The organism is Bacteroides sp. 3_1_23 (assembly GCF_000162555.1).
Lineage (GTDB): Bacteria > Bacteroidota > Bacteroidia > Bacteroidales > Bacteroidaceae > Bacteroides > Bacteroides ovatus.
The window spans coordinates 113,389-135,718 of record NZ_GG774950.1 but is presented as its reverse complement, the minus strand read 5'-3'; the positions used below and the strand labels follow the sequence as shown (position 1 = coordinate 135,718).

Genomic DNA, 22,330 nt, shown 5'->3' with positions numbered 1-22,330 from the left:
CAACCTTCTTTTTTATCTTCAAATTCAAAGATTCAATTCACTATTCAAACTCCAACGTTCCGAAGAAATCAGGGCGGTGGAAATCCGGCTGTTCAATCTGTATCGGATTCCATGAAAGGAAATGAGGGGTCTGCAATTCATCGCCACATTTATAGAAATTAGCTTTTATCTCCTTTCCGTCGAGCGAATCAATCTGGTGCTTAAAGAACACAGAATACGGAATAATAAGGGCCACTTCCCAGTCCGTTTCACCGATGCGTTCAGCAAAAGGCTGATTACCCAGACTAGACCAGCGTTGTACAAGAGCAGTCACCTCTTTCGGTGCATGTTCGCGGTTGTTACGCACAGGTCCGGCACCCACCAGAATAGTTCCGATGCAATTGCATTCTATATTATAATAGATCCCGTCGCCTGCAGGTATGGAAAAGAATTCCACGCAGGAGTCAGTCCATACAGAACCGTTATCTTCTCCATACTTGGCACGTACACTCTCCTCTTTCACTTTAAAATGTAGCAAAATCGAGTTCTGTGTGTGAGCAATTCGAAAATTCACTTTAGGTTTGTAAGGATATTCAGCCCAATTGACACACTGAATCGGCTGAAAATCTATTTTTTCTTCATCGAATAGTTTAGGAAGCGAACAAGCCTCCACGTTAGCCGCACTAATTTTCTTTACTTTCATATATCTTTCGTTTGAATGATACAAATATAGTTACTTTCTTTGGTTTACACCTTATTTCTATGTTATTTTTAAATTGCAAATTATTATATCAAAAAATAATATTTAGTTAAATATTGCTCAACTATTATATAATGAGATATTTTTTCATATATTTGCCATCACTTAACCGATTAAATAGATACTGTTTATGAAAACATCCCTTAAAGACATAGCAGAAACCTTAAAATTATCCAAGACAACAATCTCTTGGGTACTTTCTGGTAAGGGGGATGAAAAAGGTATTAGTCTTGCTACACAAGAAAAAGTCTTTCAATGCGCCAAACAGTTGAATTACCAGCCTAATTTATTAGCCAGAAGCCTAAATACAGGTATATCAGGCACAATCGGATTAATCATACCGGATATTACAGACTCTTTTTACTCCAAAGTTGCCCGTTCTATAGAAAAGGAAGCGGAAACACAAGGCTATTCATTAATGATTTGTAGCTCTGAATCTGAAATAGAAAGAGAAAACAGAATGATCCGGTTATTCAAAGCGAAACAGGTGGATGGAATTATAGTAGCCCCCACAAAAGTTTCTAAAATTGAAATACAGAATCTAGTCAAAGAAGGCTATCCATTAGTCTTATTTGACCGCTACTTTCCTGAGATGCAGACAAACTACATCATTATTGACAATGAAGGCAGTAGCTACGAGTTAGTAAAGAAAATGATCGATAACGGATCATCTAAAATAGCTATTATTACCACGAATCCTCATCTCCGCACAATGAATATGAGACGAGAAGGGTATGCAAGAGCTTTAATTGAAGCCAACCTACCCGTTGATCCTGATCTATATGGAGAGGTGACCTTTGTTGATTATGAGAAGAATGTTTTCAAGACTCTTGATCAAATATTCAGCAAAGTACCTGATGTAGATGGGTTCTTCTTCACAACCCATATTTTGGCTCTGGAAGCATTCCGTTACTTTTATGAAAAAGGAATCAATATAAATAAAGGATATGAATTGGCTTGTATTCATGGAGTATCAGCATTCCGTGTCTTAGCACCTAATATGAACATCGCAAGAATGCCAATAGAAGAGATCGGTAAGAATGCCGTAAGGATTCTACTTGGCGATATCAAATATCGCTTGGAAAATTCGACCGAAAAAAGAGAAGTAGAAACACTTGTCCTGCCATGTTCATTACCCTAGTCATGATTTTACATTTTTTCTTCAATCACTTAACCGGTTTAGTGAAAATAAATAATGATATCAAATTAACAAATGTAACAATAAAGAAAATAGCCCTCTAATTATTAACATAAAGATACAGAATTATGAAGTTCCAAATTAAAAATGAAAAATACATGCTGGCTCTATTAGGACTTCTAGTATGGGCATGCAGCAGTAACAACATTGATATTGAAAATATGCGATGTGAATATCAAATTTCTCCAATTGGCATTGATTCACCAGCACCGCGTTTTACTTGGAATTACACAACCAATAATGAAGATGCAACAGAGTTTTCTCAAGACAGCTATCAGCTATATATCGCCACCCGGGAACAAGATTTGAGAAACTCATCCGATAATAGCTGGCAATCTGACACTATTTACTCTGACACTCCTCATGCGACCTATCAAGGATCAGAAAAATTGAAATCCAGAACTCGTTATTACTGGCAAGTAATAGCATGGGATAAAACAAAGGAACATAAGATTATCTCTCCTATATCCAGTTTTGAAACAGCTCAACTCAACCAAAGTGACTGGACAGGAGTATGGATTACTGATAATCATGATAAAGATTATACGCCAGCGCCCATGTTGCGCAAGTCGTTTATCGCTCAAGATGATATACAACAAGCAAGATTATATGTAAGTGCCGCTGCATATTATAAAATGACATTAAATGGTAAATCAATAACATCATCACATCTCAATCCGGGTTTTACTCATTATGATAAAAGAAATCTGTATAACACATACGACGTCACTTCACAACTGCTCAAAGGAGAGAACGTACTATCTGCAATACTTGGGAACGGATTCTACAACGAATCGGCCCCTGTAGCAACATGGAGCTATGAGCAAGCCCGCTGGCGTAACCGCCCAAGAATGATCTGCGAAATGGAGATATTATATAAAAATGGAGAAAAGCAAACCATCCATTCAGATTCTACTTGGAAAACGAGTATCGGTCCTTATATACAAAACAATATTTATAGTGGTGATACCTATGATGCATGTCTTGCAATTGCTGGATGGGACAAACCGGGTTTTGATGACTCTAAATGGACAAATGCAATTCAGGTGGCTGCCCCTTCTCCCCTACTAGTATCACAAAACATGCCTGCTATTGAAACGGAACAATTTATCACTCCAATCAATATGCGTTCTTTTGGTGATACAGTCTATGTATACGATTTTGGAGTTAATATGTCAGGGGTCTGTACTCTTTCTATCAATGGCAAGAAAGGCACTAAAGTCAGTATGCAACACGGCGAATTGCTAAAAGATAACGGACGCTTGGAAATGCGCAACTTAGATATTTACTACAAACCATTACCTGGCCTCGCTTTTCAAACAGACACTTATATATTGGACGGAAAACAAGGTACATTCACTCCAGATTTTACATATCATGGATTTCAATATGTAGAAGTTCGTTCAGATCGTCCTGTAAAACTTACTAAAGAGAGCTTAACCGCTCAATTCATACATACGGCTGTTCCTCCTGTTGGTAAATTCAGTTGTTCAAATGAACTATTAAATAAAATATGGAAAGCTGCTAATCAATCATATTTATCAAATCTGATGAGTATCCCGACTGACTGTCCCCAACGAGAGAAAAATGGATGGACTGCCGATGCACACATAACAATGGATTTAGGATTATTAAACTTCGATGGTATTACTTTCTATGAAAAATGGCTCGATGATATGATTGATAATCAAAATGAAGAAGGACGTATATCGGGAATCATTCCTAGTTCCGGATGGGGCTATGATGACTGGATAGGTCCTGTATGGGATGCTGCCATGTTTATCGTGCCAATGGCAATTTACCACTACTATGGAGAAACAAGAAGCATCGAAAAACTATGGCCTGTATGTACTAAATACCTTGCCTACCTCGCAGGACGCGAGGACGCGGAAGGAACCGTAACTTACGGAATTGGTGACTGGGTATTCCATAAAACACAAACCCCTACAGAATTCACCACTACCTGCTATTACTATTTAGACAATCTGTATATGGCTAAATTTGCAGAACTCATAGGAAAAGACGGTAGTAGTTATGCTAAGAAAGCAGAAGAATTGAAATTACTTATCAATCACAAATACTTCGACACATCCAAAGCTATTTATGCCAATGGTTCGCAAGCAGCACAAGGAGTTGCCTTATACCTTGGAATCGTTCCTAAAGAATACGAACAGCAGGTTGCAGATAATCTTTCTACGATGATAAAAGCCAATAAAAACCTGCTCGATTTTGGAGTTTTAGGCAGTAAAACAGTCCTGCGGATGCTTTCCAAATATGGATATGCTGACTTGGCATATCAGATGGCCGCACAAGAAGAAGCTCCATCTTGGGGTAACTGGATAAAACAAGGTTTCACTACACTGGCAGAAACATGGATACTTTCACCTGAATTTAGAGATGCCTCTATAAATCACATGTTTCTTGGAGACATTAATGCATGGATGTACAATGTATTGGCAGGCATTAATTATGATGAACAGAAACCCGGATTCAAACATATTCTTATCCAACCTCATTTCGTAAAAGGTCTTGACTGGGTAAAAGCAGAATATAAATCTGTAAACGGAATCATTCGTTCTGAATGGGAACGTAAAGGAGAACAAGTGATTCTCAAAGTCACGATCCCAGTCAATACGAATGCGACAGTAGAATATAATGGTAAAAAGATAGATTTAAGGTCAGGAAAACATCAACTCACATTTTAATTGAAACAAAAGAAAGGAGGTTTAATAGAGATATATAAAGAAGCAAAAAAATGAGACCGTTATGTAATACTATAAAAATATAACACTAGTTACTTTGTCACACCATCAATCAAATCTATTAACAATGAATAAAATCAGTACACTGCTATTTTTGATATTTCTCACTTGTACAAGTGGTGTTTTTGCCGATTCCGGTAGTTCCATCTCCTTAAATGGAACATGGGAACTCTCTTATTGGATGCAACCTGAAGAACCTATAACTTCGCCCAAGGACATGCAACTAGCTGAAGTGAAACATCTATCAGCCCAAGTCCCCGGTAATGTAGAACTAGACCTAATGGCTGCCAACTTAATTAAAGATCCGATGATTGGCAGTAATGTAAATGAATTACGCAAATGGGAAGGCTATCAATGGTGTTATTCCAAATCATTCGTAGCGCCACAACTAAAACCAGGACAACAATATCAACTCTTCTTTGCCGGAATAGACTGTCTGGCCGATATATGGCTGAATGGAAAACACATTGGCAAAGCAGAAAATATGATGATTGAACATGCTTTTGATGTAACTAAAGAAATAAAAGCAGGAGAAAGCAATCAACTCCAAGTGATACTCCGTTCATCTGTTATTGAAGGACAAAAACATCTGTTAGGGACATTCAGTATTGGAAACTTCCCGTCTGAAGAATCCGTATTCATCAGAAAAGCTCCGCACACCTATGGATGGGACATTCTGCCACGATTAGTCAGTGCAGGTTTGTGGAGAGATGTAGAATTACGCGTATTGAATCCGGCACGTCTCACAGATGTTCACTATATGGTCGCCAATGTAGACACTGCTACCAGAAATGTACGTTTGTATACTGATGTACAAGTAAAACTACCTTTCGAAAAGTTCGACAAAGTGAAAGCCGTATATACACTAAGTCGCCATGGGAAAGAAATATATAAAGGAAGCTCTGTTGTCGTTTCCCCAGCATTCCGATATATAATGGAAATCAAGAATGCTGATTTATGGTGGCCAAGAGGATATGGAGAACCGGCTTTATATGATGCAAAAGTAGAGTTAGTAGATTCTGACGGCACTATTTTATCAACAGATAATAAACGGGTAGGCCTCCGCACGATTCAACTAGACATTACAGACATCAACCTCCCACCGGATCATCCGGGTAAATTCTGTTTCATAGTCAATGAAGAACCTATTTTTATTCACGGAACCAATTGGGTACCCATGGATGCACTCCATAGCCGGGATCATTCTTTCGTAGACGAATCTATCCGCATGGCTGTAGAATTAAACTGCAATATGATACGTTGTTGGGGTGGCAACGTGTATGAAGATCATCATTTCTTTGATTTATGCGATGAAAACGGCATTATGGTATGGCAGGATTTTACGATGGGATGCACTTTCTATCCTCAACGTAGCTCATTTACACAAGCATTGGAAGAAGAGGCCATTTCTGTTGTATGCAAATTACGTAATCATCCATCACTCGTTTTATGGTCAGGAAATAATGAAGACGATTGTGCACTGCGCTGGTCTTTGCAACCATTTAATATTAATCCAAATCAGGATGTAGTTAGCCGCAAGGTCCTTCCGGCAGTTATTTATGAGTTTGACCCTACCCGCCCTTATCTTCCCAGCTCTCCTTACTACAGCCAAGCGGTATATGAAAGAGGAAGTGCTGACCAATATTTACCAGAAAACCATTTATGGGGTCCCAGAGGATATTACAAAGACAAATTCTATACGGATGCTACTTGCTGCTTTGTCAGTGAAATCGGCTATCACGGCTGCCCTAATTTAGAAAGTCTCCAGAAAATGATGACAAAAGATGCCGTATATCCCTGGACAAAAAATCATGAATGGAATGATGAATGGGTTACCAAATCTGTTCGTAGATTCCCAGAATGGGGAAAGACATTCGATCGCAATAATCTTATGATTAATCAGGTACGTTTACTTTTTGGTGAAGTTCCCTCCAAACTGGATGATTTTATATTCGCTTCTCAATCCGTACAGGCAGAAGCTATGAAATATTTCATAGAAATGTGGCGTGGAAAGAAGTTTGACGACAAGACTGGTATTGTCTGGTGGAACCTGCGGGATGGATGGCCAGTGATCTCTGATGCGATTGTTGACTACTACAATTCAAAGAAGATGGCATATTATTTCATCAAGAATGTTCAACAGGATGTTTGTGTACTAATCAATGATGCAGAAGGCGGAAATTACCCACTGATAGGAACGAATGACACACGCAACGTACAAAGTGGTAATGTAACGGTAACAGATGCATCCTCGGGACGTAAAATCTATGAGAGCACTTTCCGTATTCCAGCCAATCAAAAGGTCAGAATAGCCTCACTACCGGAAGAAAGCGGTCAAGGAATCTATCTGATCCAATACCAGATCGGTAATCAGAAATTCATGAATCATTACCTATACGGCAAGGCACCTTTCAACTTGAAAGAATACAAGCGGCTGTTACAAAAAACCGGATTATACGCTAAAAAATAATAGTTATGAAAGAGAACTTGTTAGGAATTGACGTAGGAGGCACCAAATGCGCCATCATCTACGGTATCAAAGAAAACGACGAGCTACATATCATCGACAAAAAGAAATTTGATACGACCACAGTCGACGAAACAATAGACAGAATTCTCTGTGAAACCGAAAAGATGATGAACCTCCACCAGCTAACCCCTACTAACACAAAAGCGATTGGAATCTGTTGCGGAGGTCCTCTCAACAGTGAAACAGGCATCGTGATGTCTCCCCCTAACCTACCGGGATGGGACAACATCCCCATTGTGGCAATGGTGGAAAAAAAGACGGGCATTAAAACCAATCTACACAATGATGCCAATGCCTGTGCTTTAGCCGAATGGAAGTTCGGAGCAGGAAAAGGAACTAAGAATATGGTCTTTCTCACATTCGGTACGGGACTGGGAGCAGGATTAATATTAAATGGCAAACTGTATACGGGCACCAATGACAATGCCGGAGAACTGGGACATATCCGCCTGTCGGATTTCGGTCCGATAGGTTACGGTAAAAAGGGCTCTTTTGAGGGATTTGCCAGCGGTGGAGGTATTGCTCAACTCTCCAAAATGTATGTGATGGAGAAATTGCAGACCGGACAGAAAGTTGAATGGTGTACCTTACAGGAACTAGATCAGCTTACTGCCCGAAAAGTGGCTGAAGAAGCTGCCAAAGGTGATAAATTAGCCCAAAGCATATATGAGACGTCTGCTATTTATCTGGGAAAAGGATTATCCATGGTGATCGATATCTTGAATCCGGAAGTCATTGTGATAGGTGGCATCTATACCCGGAATAAAAATATGATGGAACCCATCATGCAAAAGATAATCGATCAGGAAGCATTATCCTGTGCAAACAGAGTATGTAAAGTGAAACCAGCCGCCTTGGGAGAGCAGATAGGAGATTATGCAGCTCTTTCTGTAGCCGCTAACTTAACCGATTAACTATTATGAAAGAGCTTATTGAAACAACACTGGAAGAGGCTCGGCAAACGTTGGAGAGCTTTCTTGAGGAAACAACAACAGTCGGGATTATTTCACAGGCAGCCTCTACCTGCGCCGAAGCATTAAAAGCCGGAAATAAGATTATCAGCTGTGGTAATGGAGGTTCTTTATGTGACGCCACCCACTTTGCAGAAGAACTAACCGGACGTTACCGCAACAACCGCATCCCGCTACCGGCAATTGCAATCAATGACCCGGCTTACATGACCTGTGTGGGAAATGATTTTTCGTTCAACGAGATCTTCTCCCGCTATGTAGAAGCTATGGGATGTAAGGGAGATGTATTATTGGCCATCAGCACAAGCGGACATTCCGAGAACATACTGAAAGCTGCCGTACAAGCACACAACAATGGAATGAAAGTGATAGCGCTGACTTCAAAAGGAGAGAATGAACTGTCACGACTGGCAGACATTGCAGTCTGCGCGCCACGAGCAGCACATTCCGACAGAATACAAGAAATTCACATCAAAGTTATCCACATTCTGATTCAGGCAATTGAGGCAGAATTAGGCTTTGAATAATAACCTACTAAATTTAATCAATATGGCAATGAAAATGACACATATCAGTAAAACTCTATTGAGTATTGTTTGCACACTTTGGGGAATGTCCGCCTGCTCGGATGATTATAACAAATATGACGATTGCCCGGCTTGCAACTATTATCCTGTTGCAGTAGGGAATTCAACAGGAACTCCGGTTCATGCTATCGGTGTCGAGATGGATCCACACTTCTTCTCACAAAACATCACCCGCAATGATGGTTCAAAGGCTGAAGATTGGGAAAATATAGTTGTACAACGGGTAAAGAAAATGAAAGTACAACAATTCCGAATCATGATGCAGCCACAATGGTGGGAACCCTCCAATGACAACAACGATCCTAATGTCGCGGATATGAGCAAATTCACTTTTGATTCGGAAGAAATGCAATCTGTATACAAAGTATTGGATCTGGCCCAGGAGAATAATATCGGAGTGACATTAGTCGTATGGGGAGCCATTACCAATATCGACTTACTATCAGGCATTAACAATGGTCAAAAGCATTTCTTGTGTGATGCACGAAGTTATAACGTTAATCCGGGTTGGATTGCCGGTATAGATAACTATGAAGAATTTGCTGAAAACTTCTCCACAATGGTGAAATACCTGATTGAAGAAAAGCATTATACCTGTATCAATCAAATTACTCCATTCAATGAACCTGACAGTCATATAGCAGGTTACGGCCGCATCATGTGGCAAGGTGATTTTGAAACCATGGGTTGGCAGGACACCTACGCCCCCATGGTGAAAGCACTGGATGCCAAGTTTAAAGCAGATGGAATACGCAGTAAGGTACACTTCAACCTTTCTGACAATACAGACGGTACACCCGGATATATCGCTGCCTGTGTTTCCGCTTTCACAAACGATGAAGCCGACCTGTATAACTCTCATGTATACAAGTTTGACTACAACACCCCTAATTCGACTCTCGTAAATTGGGAACGTCAAAATATAGCTTCTGCAGGAGGTAAAAGACATTTTGTTGGAGAATTCGGTTTTCCTGGATACGGAAGTGCCCGTCAATATGGTATAGACACGTATACGCGAGGGGTACAGATAATCCGCGTTGCTCTGAACTATCTGAATGCCGGTGCTTGCGGAGTAAGCTACTGGAGTCTGATCGATCAATATTATAACCGCAATGCCTCCTATTCGGAAATGCAGCAACTCGGTTTATGGAAATATCTAAAATCCGCTTATACCGAAGACCCAGATGTATATTCCAAAATCAAGGAAGACTACGAGGTACGTCCTCAATACTATGCATATAGTCTGTTGACACGTTTTGTCCGCCAGGGCGACGAAGTATATCCATTGGATCTCGGCGACGAGTTGATAGCCGGAAGTGCTTTTCTCAACACAGAGGGAAAATGGACGTATGTACTTTCCAACGCTACAGACAAAGACAAGATGATACAGTTGGAAAATGATAAAGAAGGTGCCAATGGAGAATACAATGTCTACAAATATATGGAAGGACGCCTACCGGAAGGTGATAATCTTATAGAATCAACAGAAACGGTCAACACGCAAGAGAATAACCTAAAACTTAAATTATCTCGTTCATCAATCAGGGTATTAGTACAAAAATAGAAGTATATACACCCCATTTAGTGGGGATATATATACACCGTATTGGGCATATATATTCACCATGTTAGCCATATATATCCGCCGTGCTGGATATATATGCCCACCAACCAAGTAATTTATCATCAAAAGTACACGAATGAAAAAAGAAATATCCATAGTAAAAATGCTCTCCGTCATGTTCGGATTCTTCGTTATGGGATTTGTTGACATTGTCGGAATAACCACGAGCTATGTGAAGAATGATTTCAGCCATCTCACCGATACGATGGTTAATCTCATCTCTCTATCCTGTTTCTTGTGGTTCCTGGTGCTTTCTATTCCCACCGGAATGTTAATGAATCGCATCGGACGCAAGAAAACCGTATTACTTAGCTTCGCATTCCATGTATTAGCTATGTGTCTTCCACTCGTTGCATATGACTTTACCGCCATATTAATCGCATTTGCCTTGATAGGTATCGGTAACACTCTATTGCAAGTTTCACTCAACCCATTAGTAACGGATGTCGTTGCAAACGATAAGTTGACAGGTACATTAACCCTAGGACAATTTGTCAAAGCAGTCAGTTCATTCCTGGGTCCTATCCTGGCAGCTTGGGTGACTGGTAGTTTTTTCGGATGGAAAATGATATTCCCCGTTTATGCCGGACTGTCACTGCTCGCTTTGATATGGCTATGGCTTACCCCTATACAAGAAAAACAACAGGAACGGAAGAACATTTCTTTCAAAGTCACTCTTGAATTATTCAAAGACAAATACATTCTTGCTTTCTTTATCGGTATTCTCGTGCTGGTAGGTGTAGACGTAGGTATCAATATGACTTTCCCTAAATTCCTGATGGAACGTTGTGATCTACCACTGACAGATGCAGGAATGGGAAATAGTGTGTATTTCTTCGCCCGCACTGTAGGAGCCTTTTTGGGTGGTATCCTACTGATGAAATATTCAGAAAGTAAATTCTATATTTATAGCGTCTGGATAGCTCTCGCAGGATTGATACTGATGACCATTAGCACTAATCTCTGGTTTATCCTCGGATGTGTAGCAGTTTTCGGGATAGGATATGCCAATCTGTTTTCCATCATCTTCTCTCTGTCTTTGAAACGTGTTCCCGAGAAAGCGAACGAAGTATCTGCACTTCTTATCGTCGGTGTATCTGGCGGTGCCGTCCTCCCGCCTATTTTAGGAGTAATTACCGATTCATTCCACAGTCAGTTATCTGCAATCATAGTACTTGCCATTGTATGGTGCTATCTGATCGGAATAATGAGAAAAATAAAAACCACATAAACCTATATTCTAATGAAACATTTCAAGAAAATCGAATCGAAATTCCTGTTCTCATTACTGATTATGAGTGTGTGGAGCATCATAGCCGTGGGTCAGACGACGGCTAAAATCTCCAAACACATTCCTGAAATCGAAAAATGGATTCAGAAACAATTCGCTAAAGGAAAAACACCTCCGTTCTCGTTTATATGTGACGGGAAACCTTCCGCAGAATTTATCCGCCAATGGGACTATTCCCAGCAAAAGATAGAATCCGAAGAAGCGGATGTGATAAAGTATCTCTTTACCTACTACAATCCTACCAACGGACTGAAAGTAGAATGTACCGTAAAAGGCTATCCCAGTTATCAGGCTGCCGAATGGGTATTGAACTTCACCAACAAAGGTACGAGCAACTCTCCCACTCTGGAACAAGTGAAAGTAGTGGACCTTGCCATGCAATACGCTTCTAAAGGAGAATTCAAGTTACACTATGCAGACGGAAACCATATCTCCAAATATGATTTCCATCCACGTTCGGTTACTCTGGCAACGGGTGAAACCAAACAGATGTCTCCACAAGGAGGACGCTCTTCAGAAGGGGACTATCTTCCTTTCTTCAACATTGAATCACCTGCCGGACAGGGAGTCATATTAGGAGTAGGCTGGTCGGGCACCTGGTATGCAGATGTATGCGCACAAGATAATCGTACAATATCCATGGCTTCGGGAATGAAAACCATGAAATTATACTTACGTCCACAGGAAACAATTCGTACCCCAAGTATCAGTCTGATGTTTTGGGAAAATATCGACCGGATGGCAGGACACAATAAATTCCGCCGTTTTGTCCTGGCACACAAGTCACGGAAAATCAACGGAAAATTTGCCGAATATCCTCTTTCCAGCGGATTCAACTATCGGGACCCCGCACCTTGTACGGAATACTCATGCCTGACAGCCGATTATGCCATTGCCATGGTGAAACGTTACATACAGTTCGGATTGAAGCCCGAAGTATTCTGGCTGGATGCCGGATGGAACACCGATGCTGCAGACTTCGAACATGGCAAGACCTGGGCCAACACAGCCGGTAACTGGACTGTAGATACATTGCGCTTCCCCAAAGGACTTCGTCCTGTAGCCGACGAAATACACAAAGTAGGAGCTAAATTCATGGTCTGGTTCGAACCCGAGCGTGTCATCCGTGGTACCCAATGGGCAGTAGAACACCCCGACTGGATGCTCGACATTCCCGAACACAACAATGACACCTACCTACTGTTCGATCTGGGAAATCCGGAAGCCTGCCGCTGGATGAGTAAATATATAGGCGATATGCTCGAAGAAAACGGCATAGACTATTATCGTCAGGATTTCAATATGCAGCCGGATATCTACTGGACAGCCAACGATGAGCCCGGACGTGCAGGAATGAAAGAGATACGACACATCGAAGGACTATACTACTTCTGGGATTATCTGCTGAGCCGATTCCCGAACCTGCTCATAGACAACTGTGCCAGTGGGGGACGACGTATTGACTGGGAAACAATCGGCCGAAGCGCACCACTATGGAGGAGTGATTATTATCATTACGACGATCCGGACGGCTACCAATGTCACACGTATGGCCTGAATTTCTTCCTGCCTTTACATGGAACGGGTAGTTTACAGACCGATCCGTATTCTTTCCGCTCAAGCGTCAGCACCGCTTTGATTTATAACTGGAAAATAACCGATAAAAATGCCTCCGTTTACGAAATGCAACGTTGTCTGAAAGAATTCCACGAAATCAGACCTTACTATTACGAAGATTATTACCCACTGACGGGTACAGAAGACATGACGCGGGATAATATCTGGCTAGCCTATCAAATGCATCGTCCGTCGGACGACAGTGGTATTATCGTTGCTTTCCGCAGAACCGCCTCCAAAGACAAAAAAATCACCGTCAGACTTTCAGGAGTGGATCCGGAAAAATACTATACAGTGACAGACATGGATAGCCGACAGAGCAAAATCTATCAGGGAAAAGAACTGACCAGTCAGTTGCCACTGATCCTCGAAAAGCCACATAGTTCCTTATTACTAAAATATAAAGTTACCAACGAAAAACCGAATAAAGAATGAAAAAAAGAATACTATATTATCTATTCATTCTGCTTCTGTTCCCTCATAATGGAACAGGACAGACGGTAGCCCGCATGAGCGACCGCCCGGTAAACACCAGCCAATGGATAACCACCCACTTTGCCCGCGGTGTGGTCCCTCCTTTCTCTTTCGAATATGGAGGTAAACCTTCACAGGAATTTATCAAAAGCTGGTCTTATACGGCTACGCGTCAGAAAAGTAACGATCCCAAGGTTCTGAAATACCTTTATACTTATCGTGAACCATCCGGAGGATTAAAAGTCGAATGTGAAGTGAAAGGCTTTACCGACTTCAATACGGTGGAATGGGTACTCCGTTTCACCAACCAGGGAAAGAAAAATACGCCGGAGATTGCCAACATAAAAGTGTCTGATATCACATTCCGCTACCAGCATCCGGGAGCATTCAACCTTCATCATTCCGAAGGCAGCCATGCATCCAAATCAGATTTCAGCCAGCAACTTACAATCTTGTCTCCGGGTGATAATCTTTATATGAGACCGGAAGGTGGACGCTCTTCACAAATGCGTATGCCATTCTTCAATATTGAATCTCCGGCTAATCAAGGAGTTATCGTAGCCATCGGATGGACAGGAACCTGGTTTGCCGATGTGCGCTGTGCAGACCAGCAAAGCGTAGCGCTTACCTCCGGAATTGAACGTTTGAAAACCTATCTGTATCCGGAAGAGAGCATCCGCACTTCCAGTGTATGCCTGTCATTCTGGAACGGTTCCGACCGGATGAAAGGACACAACCAGTTCCGCCGTTTCGTGCAAGCCCACCACACTTGGAAAGTAGGTGGTAAACCGACCGTATATCCAATATCGACCAGTTTCAACTACGGTGATCCTACTCCCTGTAATGAATATACCTGCCTGACTACAGATTATGCCATTGCTATGGTGAAACGGTATGAACAATTCAAATTAGTACCCGAAGTATTCTGGCTGGATGCCGGATGGTACAATCACTCTGCAGATGTAGCCAATCATAAGAATTGGGCGAACACCGTAGGAAACTGGACCGTCGACTCTATTCGTTTCCCCGAAGGATTACGCCCCATCGCCGACGAAGTGCATAGAGTTGGTTCCAAGTTCATGGTATGGTTTGAACCGGAGCGTGTTATGAAAGGCTCAGCTTGGGCACTGCAACACCCTCAATGGATGTTGGATGCCAGAGGAAAAGCCAAACAGGAAGACTGGACAAAAGATGGTGAGCACGACTCTTATCTATTCAATCTCGGAAATCCGGAGGCATGTCGATGGATGAGTAAATATATCGGAGACTTCCTCGAAGAAAATGGCATAGACTACTACCGCCAGGATTTCAATATAGAGCCGGAAGGTTTCTGGGCTGCCAATGATGAACCTGGCAGACAAGGTATCTGCGAAATCCGATACATTGAAGGACTTTATTCTTTCTGGGAATATCTGCTGAACCGCTTTCCGGGCTTGCTGGTTGATAATTGTGCCAGTGGCGGACGCCGTATTGACCTCGAAAGTATCTCACGCAGTGCACCGATGTGGAGAACAGATTACAGTTATGGAGAACCAATCGGCTATCAATGCCATACTTACGGATTGAACTTATACCTTCCCCTGCATGGTACAGGAACTGTGAGTGCCGATAAATTCACTTTCCGTTCCAGCCTCGGAACCTCTATTATCTACAACTGGAAAATAACCGAAGCTGGACAATCCATCTATGATATGCGCGACCGCCAGGCAGAGTTCAAAGAACTCCGCCCCTATTTCTATGAAGATTACTATCCGTTGAGTGGAATAAACAACATTACTTCGGAAAATATCTGGCTAGCATACCAACTTTATCGTCCGTCGGATGACAGCGGATACATCGTAGCTTTCCGCCGCAAAGACAATCCGGACAAGAGCTATACTGTCAATTTATCAGGGCTACACCCTGACCACACTTATATACTCACCAATAAAGATACAGGAGAAGCTATAAAGAAAACCGGTAAAGAACTGGCTAACGGCTTCACGCTGACACTGGATAACCCGCAAAGTAGTCTGATAATCAAATACCAAAGTTCAACAACTGCCATACAGAAACTTTCTGTAGGAAAGAAAACCGGTGTAAAGCTCCGTGCTATAGGTGCAGAACTAGATCCCCACTTTCTCTCACAAAATGTGACCCGCAATGATGGAGCTAAAGCTGAAGACTGGGATCGCATCGTTGTGAAACGTGTCAAAGAAATGGGACTGCAAAGCTTACGGGTGATGGTGATGCCACAATGGTATGAGCCAAAGAATGACAATCCGGATGCATCCAAAATCGACTGGCATAATTTCACTTTCAACTCTGTAGAAATGCAATCACTCTACAAAGTATTGGATATGGCACAAGAACAGAAAATGGAAGTCACCCTTGTACTTTGGGGAGCCCCTCCGGGACATTTCCTGGCCGAAGGGAATTATGGTAACTGGGTAGTAGCCCCGACTAACTATGAAGAATGGAGCGAGAACTTTTCCGCACTTGTACAACACCTGCTCAACAACAAAAAATACACGTGCGTCAAAGAGATTACTCCGATCAACGAACCAGATTGGTCATATATCATCAAAGGTAAAGCTGCTCCCACCGCCGACTATATTGAAATGTGTAAAGTACTCGACAGACGTTTCAAAGAGGATGGAATAAGAAATAAAGTACATTTCAGCCTTTCTGACAATTCAGACGGAGGTACAGGAACGCATAAATATCTGGCAGCCTGCACGAAAGGACTGGCGAACGTTGCTGACGTATTCAACTCCCACACCTATATCTTCGGCTACGAAACTCCGAACTCCACAATTCTGGATTGGGAAAAACAAAACTCTCAATTGGCCTCTTCAGTTGGAAAAGCCCATTTCATCGGTGAATTCGGAGGTAATCAATGCGTAGGTGCCACCAGACAAAAAGATATCGACTTGTATGAACGAGGAGTACTCATGACACGCATAGCCATCAATCTACTCAATGCAGGAGCAAGCGGTGTTAGCTATTGGAGCCTGATAGACCAATACTATGGTAAGGATGCAGACTACGGAGCAATGCAGCAACTGGGTTTATGGAAGTATGTAAAGAAAACATACGCTTCGGAACCATACTACAACGATATCAAAAGTGATTACGAGGTACGCCCACAGTACTATGCCTATTCTCTGTTGACACGTTTCATACGCCCGGGAGCTGAAATCTATCCGATAGCAACACCGGAAGAATGGTATGCAGGAACTGCTGTTCGAAACACAAATGGCAAATGGGTATATGTTTTCGCCAATGGAATGGACCAGGAGAAAGCAATAAGCCTCATCAACCAACATACGCAAACCAAAGGGAATTATCAGGTTTACCGTTATATCAAAGACGGTTTACCTACCACAGACCAAATGTTGGCTCCGGACGCCCAGCCTCTCAAAGTGAACGATAAAATTCTATGTTTACTTCCGGCTCATTCTGTGATCGTCTTAAAACAAGAATAACTATGTACTCTATTTATTCATTAAACAAATAGTATTTATGAAAACACATTTCTACATTTTATTAATGCTTGGAATGGTATTCCTTTTGGGATGTGAAGACGAAAAGTTAGGCACAGACCTAGGAGTAACCAATGTAGTGCTTCCGGATATTTCGGAAGAATCCCTGGGCACAGAGATTACCATTCAGGGAAATGGCTTTATCGACTGTGATGTACTGGCTCTTTCTCCCCTTTCAGGAGGAACCGAACAGCCCATCTACATGGAAACCAGAGAAGTACAATCCGATCATATCACGGTACTTTACCCCTCTACGGCCACCAAAGATTCTTATGGACTTGTATTGGTACGCGGTAGCAAAATGCGAACATTAGGCGTCATCAACAGTACTGTTGGAGTTATGCCCGACGAAAACCTGCGTAATGCCTTGTCTGCTCTTTTCCCTGATATATTTAAAGGAGAAAAGATATCTTCCAGTGCTAAATATGTCACTTTCACTGATGGCACACTAAATATCAGCGATAAAAATATCACTTCTCTGGAGGGACTCGAATATTTCAGCAACATTCGGAAACTGATCTGCAACAATAATGATATCAGTGAAATTCCTGCAGAAGTACTATCCAGACTGTCTGAACTGACTGCACAAAACACTGGTCTGACCAAACTGGAACTAGCCACTTCGGAACAGCCGAACACGACATTGGTATCTCTCAACATAGATGGAAGTACCAAACTAGAATCTGTCGACCTGTATTATTGTTATAACATTGAGAAGTTCTCTGCTCTAAACTGTAAACTGGTATATCTGGATGTACGCAATTACCACAGTATCTATGGCGGATGTCTGAACTACAACAGCACAGACTTCAAATTTACTTTCAGCGATGACGCAAGTAAAGAACGACTCCTGAAAATGGAATCCTGGTGGATGGACTCATACTACAGCAATAGCGGTTCTATCGTAGATGCCATCAATAATGGAGTGACAGTGGAAGGGTACGACTGGATGCACGACTATCCCGATGGAAACAACAACTATTATTACAGTTACGGAAAATATCAGAAGACAATGAAAAAGTACGGAGAAATTCCTGATATCAATCTGCGAAACGCACTCAAAGCATTGGTTCCGGATGTATTCGATAGAGATAAAGTTCTGACAGTGGCTGCTCTGAATACTGAATACTTCAAGAATAACACGACCCTTGATCTTAGCAATAAGGGAATCACTAATCTGGAAGGACTACAATACTTCTGCGGATACAAAAACCTCATTCTGGATGGAAATAATCTGGGAGAAATCGATCTTAGTAAATACGCAATCAGTACCAGCTACACGGCAGGTCCGGTAGATGAGAAAGGAATTCAGACTTTCAGTGCCAAGAATGCAGGATTAACCAAATTCATTTCTGGCGATCAGTATATGATAACCTCTATAGATGTGAGCAACAATCCGGGATTAGCATATCTGGATATAAACCGGTGCAAATCCATCACATCACTAAATGCATCCGGTTGTCCGCTCACTTATGTTGATCTGCGTAATCTGGCAGGTACTTATTCCGTACTAGGTTACTCCGGTGGAGCTGTAGATGCCTCAAAAGTTCAGTTCTCATTTACCGACAGCTCTTCAACTCAAAGGAAGCTACTAGTAGAAGAATGGTGGATGGATAGCCCATGGAATGGCACAAGCCCATGTATTACCGCAAAGAATCAAGGTGTCCGGATAGAACGCTATGAATACATAGGATACGACAAGGATAAAATGTTGAGTTCATTTAATTAGACAGAAAACAATCTTAAACGTTATAGTTATGAAAAAAAGTTATTGGCTATACAAAATGTGCCTGTTGCTTGGGTTGGGAATCTGTATTCCCGTTACAGGAAATGCATCGGATATCGGAGATGCTACCCTGACACAGCAACAGTCTAAAATAACAGCCTCTGGAGTCGTCGTAGACGAGTCCGGTGAAAGCCTGATCGGAGCTTCCGTCATAGAAAAAGGAGCAGCAACGAATGGTACTATTACAGACATAGACGGTCGTTTCTCTTTATCGGTTGCCCCCAACGCTATACTGGAAATCAGTTATGTAGGTTATCAAAAGCAGGACATTCCTGCTAAAAAAGACATGCGTATCATCATGCATCCGGACGTAGCGAACCTGGAGGAAGTTGTAGTGGTAGCTTACGGTACCCAGAAAAAGGTTTCTGTCATCGGTTCCGTAGCTTCCATTGATCGAAAAGATTTGATGAAATCCTCATCGCCCAACCTAAGTTCCGCTTTATCCGGAAAACTCCCAGGATTGACAACTATCCAGACCTCCGGTGAACCGGGACGTGACGAAGTCACCATGTTCCTGCGTGGTGCTGCCACTACAAACGGAACAAACCCATTAATTATGGTAGATGGAGTAGCTGTAGACGATATGCGATCTATCGACCCGAACGAGATTGCTAATATCTCCGTATTGAAAGATGCTTCCGCAACAGCAGTATTCGGAGTACGTGGTGCCAACGGAGTGATAATGATTACCACTCGTAGAGGTGAAAAAGGAACTGCCCGTATCAGTGCCAATGTAGAATTCAGCATGCAGGAAATCGCTTTCAAGCCCGAACGTCTGGATTCATGGGACTGGGTCAGACTTCGCAATGAAGCACTCGTGAACGACGGAAATTCCGCTGAATTCCTCGGGCCGGACATTGATAAGTTCGACTCATGGAAAACAGGTAATCCTGTAGACCCGGATTTTTATCCGAATAATAACTGGCAAGATATCTTGTTCAGAGATTATGCTCCCATGACCAGAGCCAACATGAACGTTTCGGGAGGTTCGGACAAACTTCAATACTTTGTAAGTGCAGGCTATCTGCATCAGGGAGGTATGTTCAACGTAGAACCTAAATCCAAGTTGGGATACAATGCCCAGTCTTCATTAGACCGCTACAACTTCCGCTCAAATATCGACTACAAAGTCAATAAGTCGGTAAAGATTAACTTAAACGCTTCCTCTTATCTGGAACGGATCAACGGAACTTCCGCAAGTATGTCAAGTGTATTCAACAGCGCTTTGACCTCACGCCCTACTTCCATGTATCTCACCCCGGAAGGTGCATACGCTACTGATGCTATACGTACTTTCCCTATTGGTGCCGGATTATCCGTAGAAGATCCCGCCAACAATTCATTGAGTGCATATCCGCTAATCAACCGTTCGGGCTATCAACTGGAAACCAGATCGGGAATCAATGTTATCGGAGGAGTAGAAATAGATTTGGGATTTATCACTAAAGGGCTCTCTGTCAAAGGCCAGGTATCTTTCGACTCCAAAGGATTTGGGAAAACAATCGGAAAACGTTCCTATACCTGGTATACGTATCAGACATTAGCTTCAGGAGAGCATTTGTTTATCAATCGCCATCCTAGCCTGGAGGACGAAGACGGCCCGATTGAACTCACAAAGTCTTCCGAATCTTATTGGGTTATGAACTTACAGGGACAAATCAACTATAACCAGACCTTCGCCGGAAAGCATAATGTCACTGCTATGTTTCTAGCTCAACGGGACATCAAAGAATCCAAAGAAACATCCGGTGACCTACTGCTTCCTTACAACGTCATCGGTATTGCCGGACGTGCAACTTATGACTATGACAGACGTTATTTTGCAGAGGTCAACGTAGGTTATAACGGCTCTGAACAATTTTCACCGGACAAACGATTTGGTCTCTTCCCGGCTGCCTCTTTCGGTTGGCTGATTACTAATGAGGGCTTCCTTCAGGATAATCCGGTTTTGACCAATCTGAAGTTAAGAGCTTCTTGGGGAAAAGTTGGTAACGACGCCTTCGGTTCAGCCCGTTTCCTTTATCTGGATAATATCAGTCAATATTCCGTAGTCACCGACAGTAAAGGAGATCATTGGTTATCCCCAAGCTTGGGATATGCTTCCAATGGTTCCGGTTGGGGACAAGGTTACAAGATAGCCGAAAACTACATAGGAAACAAAAGCATCACATGGGAAACAGCTGAAAAACAGAATTATGGTATAGACATATCCTTGTATCATGATCTTTCCTTCTCATTTGACTACTTTGTTGAAAAAAGAAAAAATATTCTGATTATCCCGCAGACTACTCCTATGATTCAAGGTCTTCCCTCATCCGCTCTTCCACTGATGAACGATGGTGAAGTAAAGAATCAGGGATTCGAAATGGTCCTCGGATATCAGAAACAATTCAAAAACGGGCTATCTGTTTCTGCTAATGCAAACTTCAGTTATGCCAAAAACAAAGTATTGGAATATGACGAGCCACTATTAGGTAAGGATTATGCTTATCGCACCCGCACCACCGGCTTCTCATTAGGACAAAACTGGGGATATATCATCGACCACAGCTATGATCCTGAAAAAGGGCGTGACGGCACAGGATTCTTCTATAGCGACGAGAGTATTGCCAAGAGCGGACTGACTTATGAAGGTGTAGGAACACCGGAACCCGGAGACTTTATTTATAAAGATCTCAACGGAGACGGTGTCATCAATGACCGTGACAAGGCTCCCATTGGCTATTCCTCCCTATTGCCTCGCATCAACTACGGTTTCTCTTTATCTGCCAACTGGAAAGGATTCGATGTTTCTATCATGTTGCAGGGAGTAGGCCAATACAGCAAGACTTATTCAGGAGCCGGTATTTATGAAAGCAGCGGCAACTTTTACAAGATGCACATGGAACGTTGGAGCGAAGAACGCTATAATAATCACGAAAAGATTACGTATCCTCGTCTGTCCAGCAGTGGCGGCCCGAGCTTGCAGCCCAACGACTTCTTTATCATGGATGCCTCATATATACGTCTGAAAAATGCAGAAGTAGGATATACATTACCGGAAAGCATCAGCAAGAAAATCGGTGCTTCCAATGTACGTTTCTATTTAAGTGGTAACAACTTGTATACATGGACTCACCTGAAGACTGACAGCTTCGATCCCGAACAAAACAGTCCGGCAGCCTATCCAACAATGCGTACGTACAATGTAGGTTTAAATATTACATTTTAACGGCTAAAACAAAACC

Annotated in this window: 12 protein-coding genes; 11 read left to right on the top strand and 1 reads right to left on the bottom strand. The window is 42.2% G+C overall.

Annotated features, from left to right (window positions below; genetic code table 11):
- Nucleotides 1–40: 40 nt before the first annotated feature.
- Nucleotides 41–682, bottom strand: a complete 642-nt coding sequence (locus HMPREF9010_RS12045) for a carbohydrate-binding family 9-like protein (protein ID WP_004307482.1) — start codon at nucleotides 680–682, stop codon at nucleotides 41–43.
- A gap of 187 nt (nucleotides 683–869) precedes the next feature.
- Here HMPREF9010_RS12045 and HMPREF9010_RS12050 point away from each other — a divergent pair, with 187 nt between their 5' ends.
- The 11 genes from HMPREF9010_RS12050 to HMPREF9010_RS12100 all read left to right on the top strand — a co-directional run bounded on the left by HMPREF9010_RS12050 (nucleotide 870) and on the right by HMPREF9010_RS12100 (nucleotide 22,314).
- The gene (locus tag HMPREF9010_RS12050; protein ID WP_008023950.1) at nucleotides 870–1,880 is read left to right on the top strand and encodes a LacI family DNA-binding transcriptional regulator; all 1,011 of its coding nucleotides are present in this window, start codon (nucleotides 870–872) and stop codon (nucleotides 1,878–1,880) included.
- Between the two features lie 125 nt (nucleotides 1,881–2,005).
- Nucleotides 2,006–4,642, top strand: coding sequence for a family 78 glycoside hydrolase catalytic domain (locus tag HMPREF9010_RS12055; RefSeq protein ID WP_032852686.1), 2,637 nt, complete (start codon nucleotides 2,006–2,008; stop codon nucleotides 4,640–4,642).
- A 124-nt stretch (nucleotides 4,643–4,766) separates the two neighbouring features.
- Entirely contained in the window at nucleotides 4,767–7,169 is a 2,403-nt protein-coding gene (locus tag HMPREF9010_RS12060; protein WP_032852685.1) for a glycoside hydrolase family 2 protein, read from the top strand.
- Nucleotides 7,170–7,174: 5 nt separating this feature from the next.
- Nucleotides 7,175–8,143, top strand: coding sequence for an ROK family protein (locus HMPREF9010_RS12065; protein ID WP_004310376.1), 969 nt, complete (start codon nucleotides 7,175–7,177; stop codon nucleotides 8,141–8,143).
- Nucleotides 8,144–8,148: 5 nt separating this feature from the next.
- A complete protein-coding gene (locus HMPREF9010_RS12070; protein ID WP_004310374.1) occupies nucleotides 8,149–8,727 on the top strand; it encodes an SIS domain-containing protein in 579 nt (192 codons plus the stop codon).
- A gap of 22 nt (nucleotides 8,728–8,749) precedes the next feature.
- A complete protein-coding gene (locus HMPREF9010_RS12075) occupies nucleotides 8,750–10,351 on the top strand; it encodes a hypothetical protein (RefSeq protein ID WP_008641751.1) in 1,602 nt (533 codons plus the stop codon).
- A 136-nt stretch (nucleotides 10,352–10,487) separates the two neighbouring features.
- On the top strand, nucleotides 10,488–11,642 hold the full coding sequence (locus tag HMPREF9010_RS12080; RefSeq protein ID WP_008649023.1) for an MFS transporter: 1,155 nt from the start codon (nucleotides 10,488–10,490) through the stop codon (nucleotides 11,640–11,642).
- Nucleotides 11,643–11,654: 12 nt separating this feature from the next.
- A complete protein-coding gene (locus tag HMPREF9010_RS12085; RefSeq protein ID WP_008649021.1) occupies nucleotides 11,655–13,754 on the top strand; it encodes a glycoside hydrolase family 36 protein in 2,100 nt (699 codons plus the stop codon).
- Nucleotides 13,751–17,260, top strand: a complete 3,510-nt coding sequence (locus HMPREF9010_RS12090) for an alpha-galactosidase (RefSeq protein ID WP_008649020.1) — start codon at nucleotides 13,751–13,753, stop codon at nucleotides 17,258–17,260. Before HMPREF9010_RS12085 ends, HMPREF9010_RS12090 begins: the two co-directional genes overlap by 4 nt.
- Nucleotides 17,261–17,297: 37 nt before the next feature.
- Nucleotides 17,298–19,046 carry a hypothetical protein gene (locus HMPREF9010_RS12095; RefSeq protein WP_008649019.1) on the top strand — a complete coding sequence of 583 codons (1,749 nt, stop codon included), beginning with the start codon at nucleotides 17,298–17,300 and terminating at the stop codon, nucleotides 19,044–19,046.
- A gap of 28 nt (nucleotides 19,047–19,074) precedes the next feature.
- Nucleotides 19,075–22,314 (top strand): SusC/RagA family TonB-linked outer membrane protein, encoded by a 3,240-nt coding sequence (locus HMPREF9010_RS12100; RefSeq protein ID WP_008641742.1) that lies wholly within the window; start codon nucleotides 19,075–19,077, stop codon nucleotides 22,312–22,314.
- Nucleotides 22,315–22,330: the final 16 nt, after the last annotated feature.

Coding starts and splice junctions, on each gene's coding strand:
- HMPREF9010_RS12045 (WP_004307482.1), bottom strand. CDS start 682: ATGAAAGTAAAGAAAATTAGTGCGGCTAACGTGGAGGCTTGTTCGCTT.
- HMPREF9010_RS12050 (WP_008023950.1), top strand. CDS start 870: ATGAAAACATCCCTTAAAGACATAGCAGAAACCTTAAAATTATCCAAG.
- HMPREF9010_RS12055 (WP_032852686.1), top strand. CDS start 2,006: ATGAAGTTCCAAATTAAAAATGAAAAATACATGCTGGCTCTATTAGGA.
- HMPREF9010_RS12060 (WP_032852685.1), top strand. CDS start 4,767: ATGAATAAAATCAGTACACTGCTATTTTTGATATTTCTCACTTGTACA.
- HMPREF9010_RS12065 (WP_004310376.1), top strand. CDS start 7,175: ATGAAAGAGAACTTGTTAGGAATTGACGTAGGAGGCACCAAATGCGCC.
- HMPREF9010_RS12070 (WP_004310374.1), top strand. CDS start 8,149: ATGAAAGAGCTTATTGAAACAACACTGGAAGAGGCTCGGCAAACGTTG.
- HMPREF9010_RS12075 (WP_008641751.1), top strand. CDS start 8,750: ATGGCAATGAAAATGACACATATCAGTAAAACTCTATTGAGTATTGTT.
- HMPREF9010_RS12080 (WP_008649023.1), top strand. CDS start 10,488: ATGAAAAAAGAAATATCCATAGTAAAAATGCTCTCCGTCATGTTCGGA.
- HMPREF9010_RS12085 (WP_008649021.1), top strand. CDS start 11,655: ATGAAACATTTCAAGAAAATCGAATCGAAATTCCTGTTCTCATTACTG.
- HMPREF9010_RS12090 (WP_008649020.1), top strand. CDS start 13,751: ATGAAAAAAAGAATACTATATTATCTATTCATTCTGCTTCTGTTCCCT.
- HMPREF9010_RS12095 (WP_008649019.1), top strand. CDS start 17,298: ATGAAAACACATTTCTACATTTTATTAATGCTTGGAATGGTATTCCTT.
- HMPREF9010_RS12100 (WP_008641742.1), top strand. CDS start 19,075: ATGAAAAAAAGTTATTGGCTATACAAAATGTGCCTGTTGCTTGGGTTG.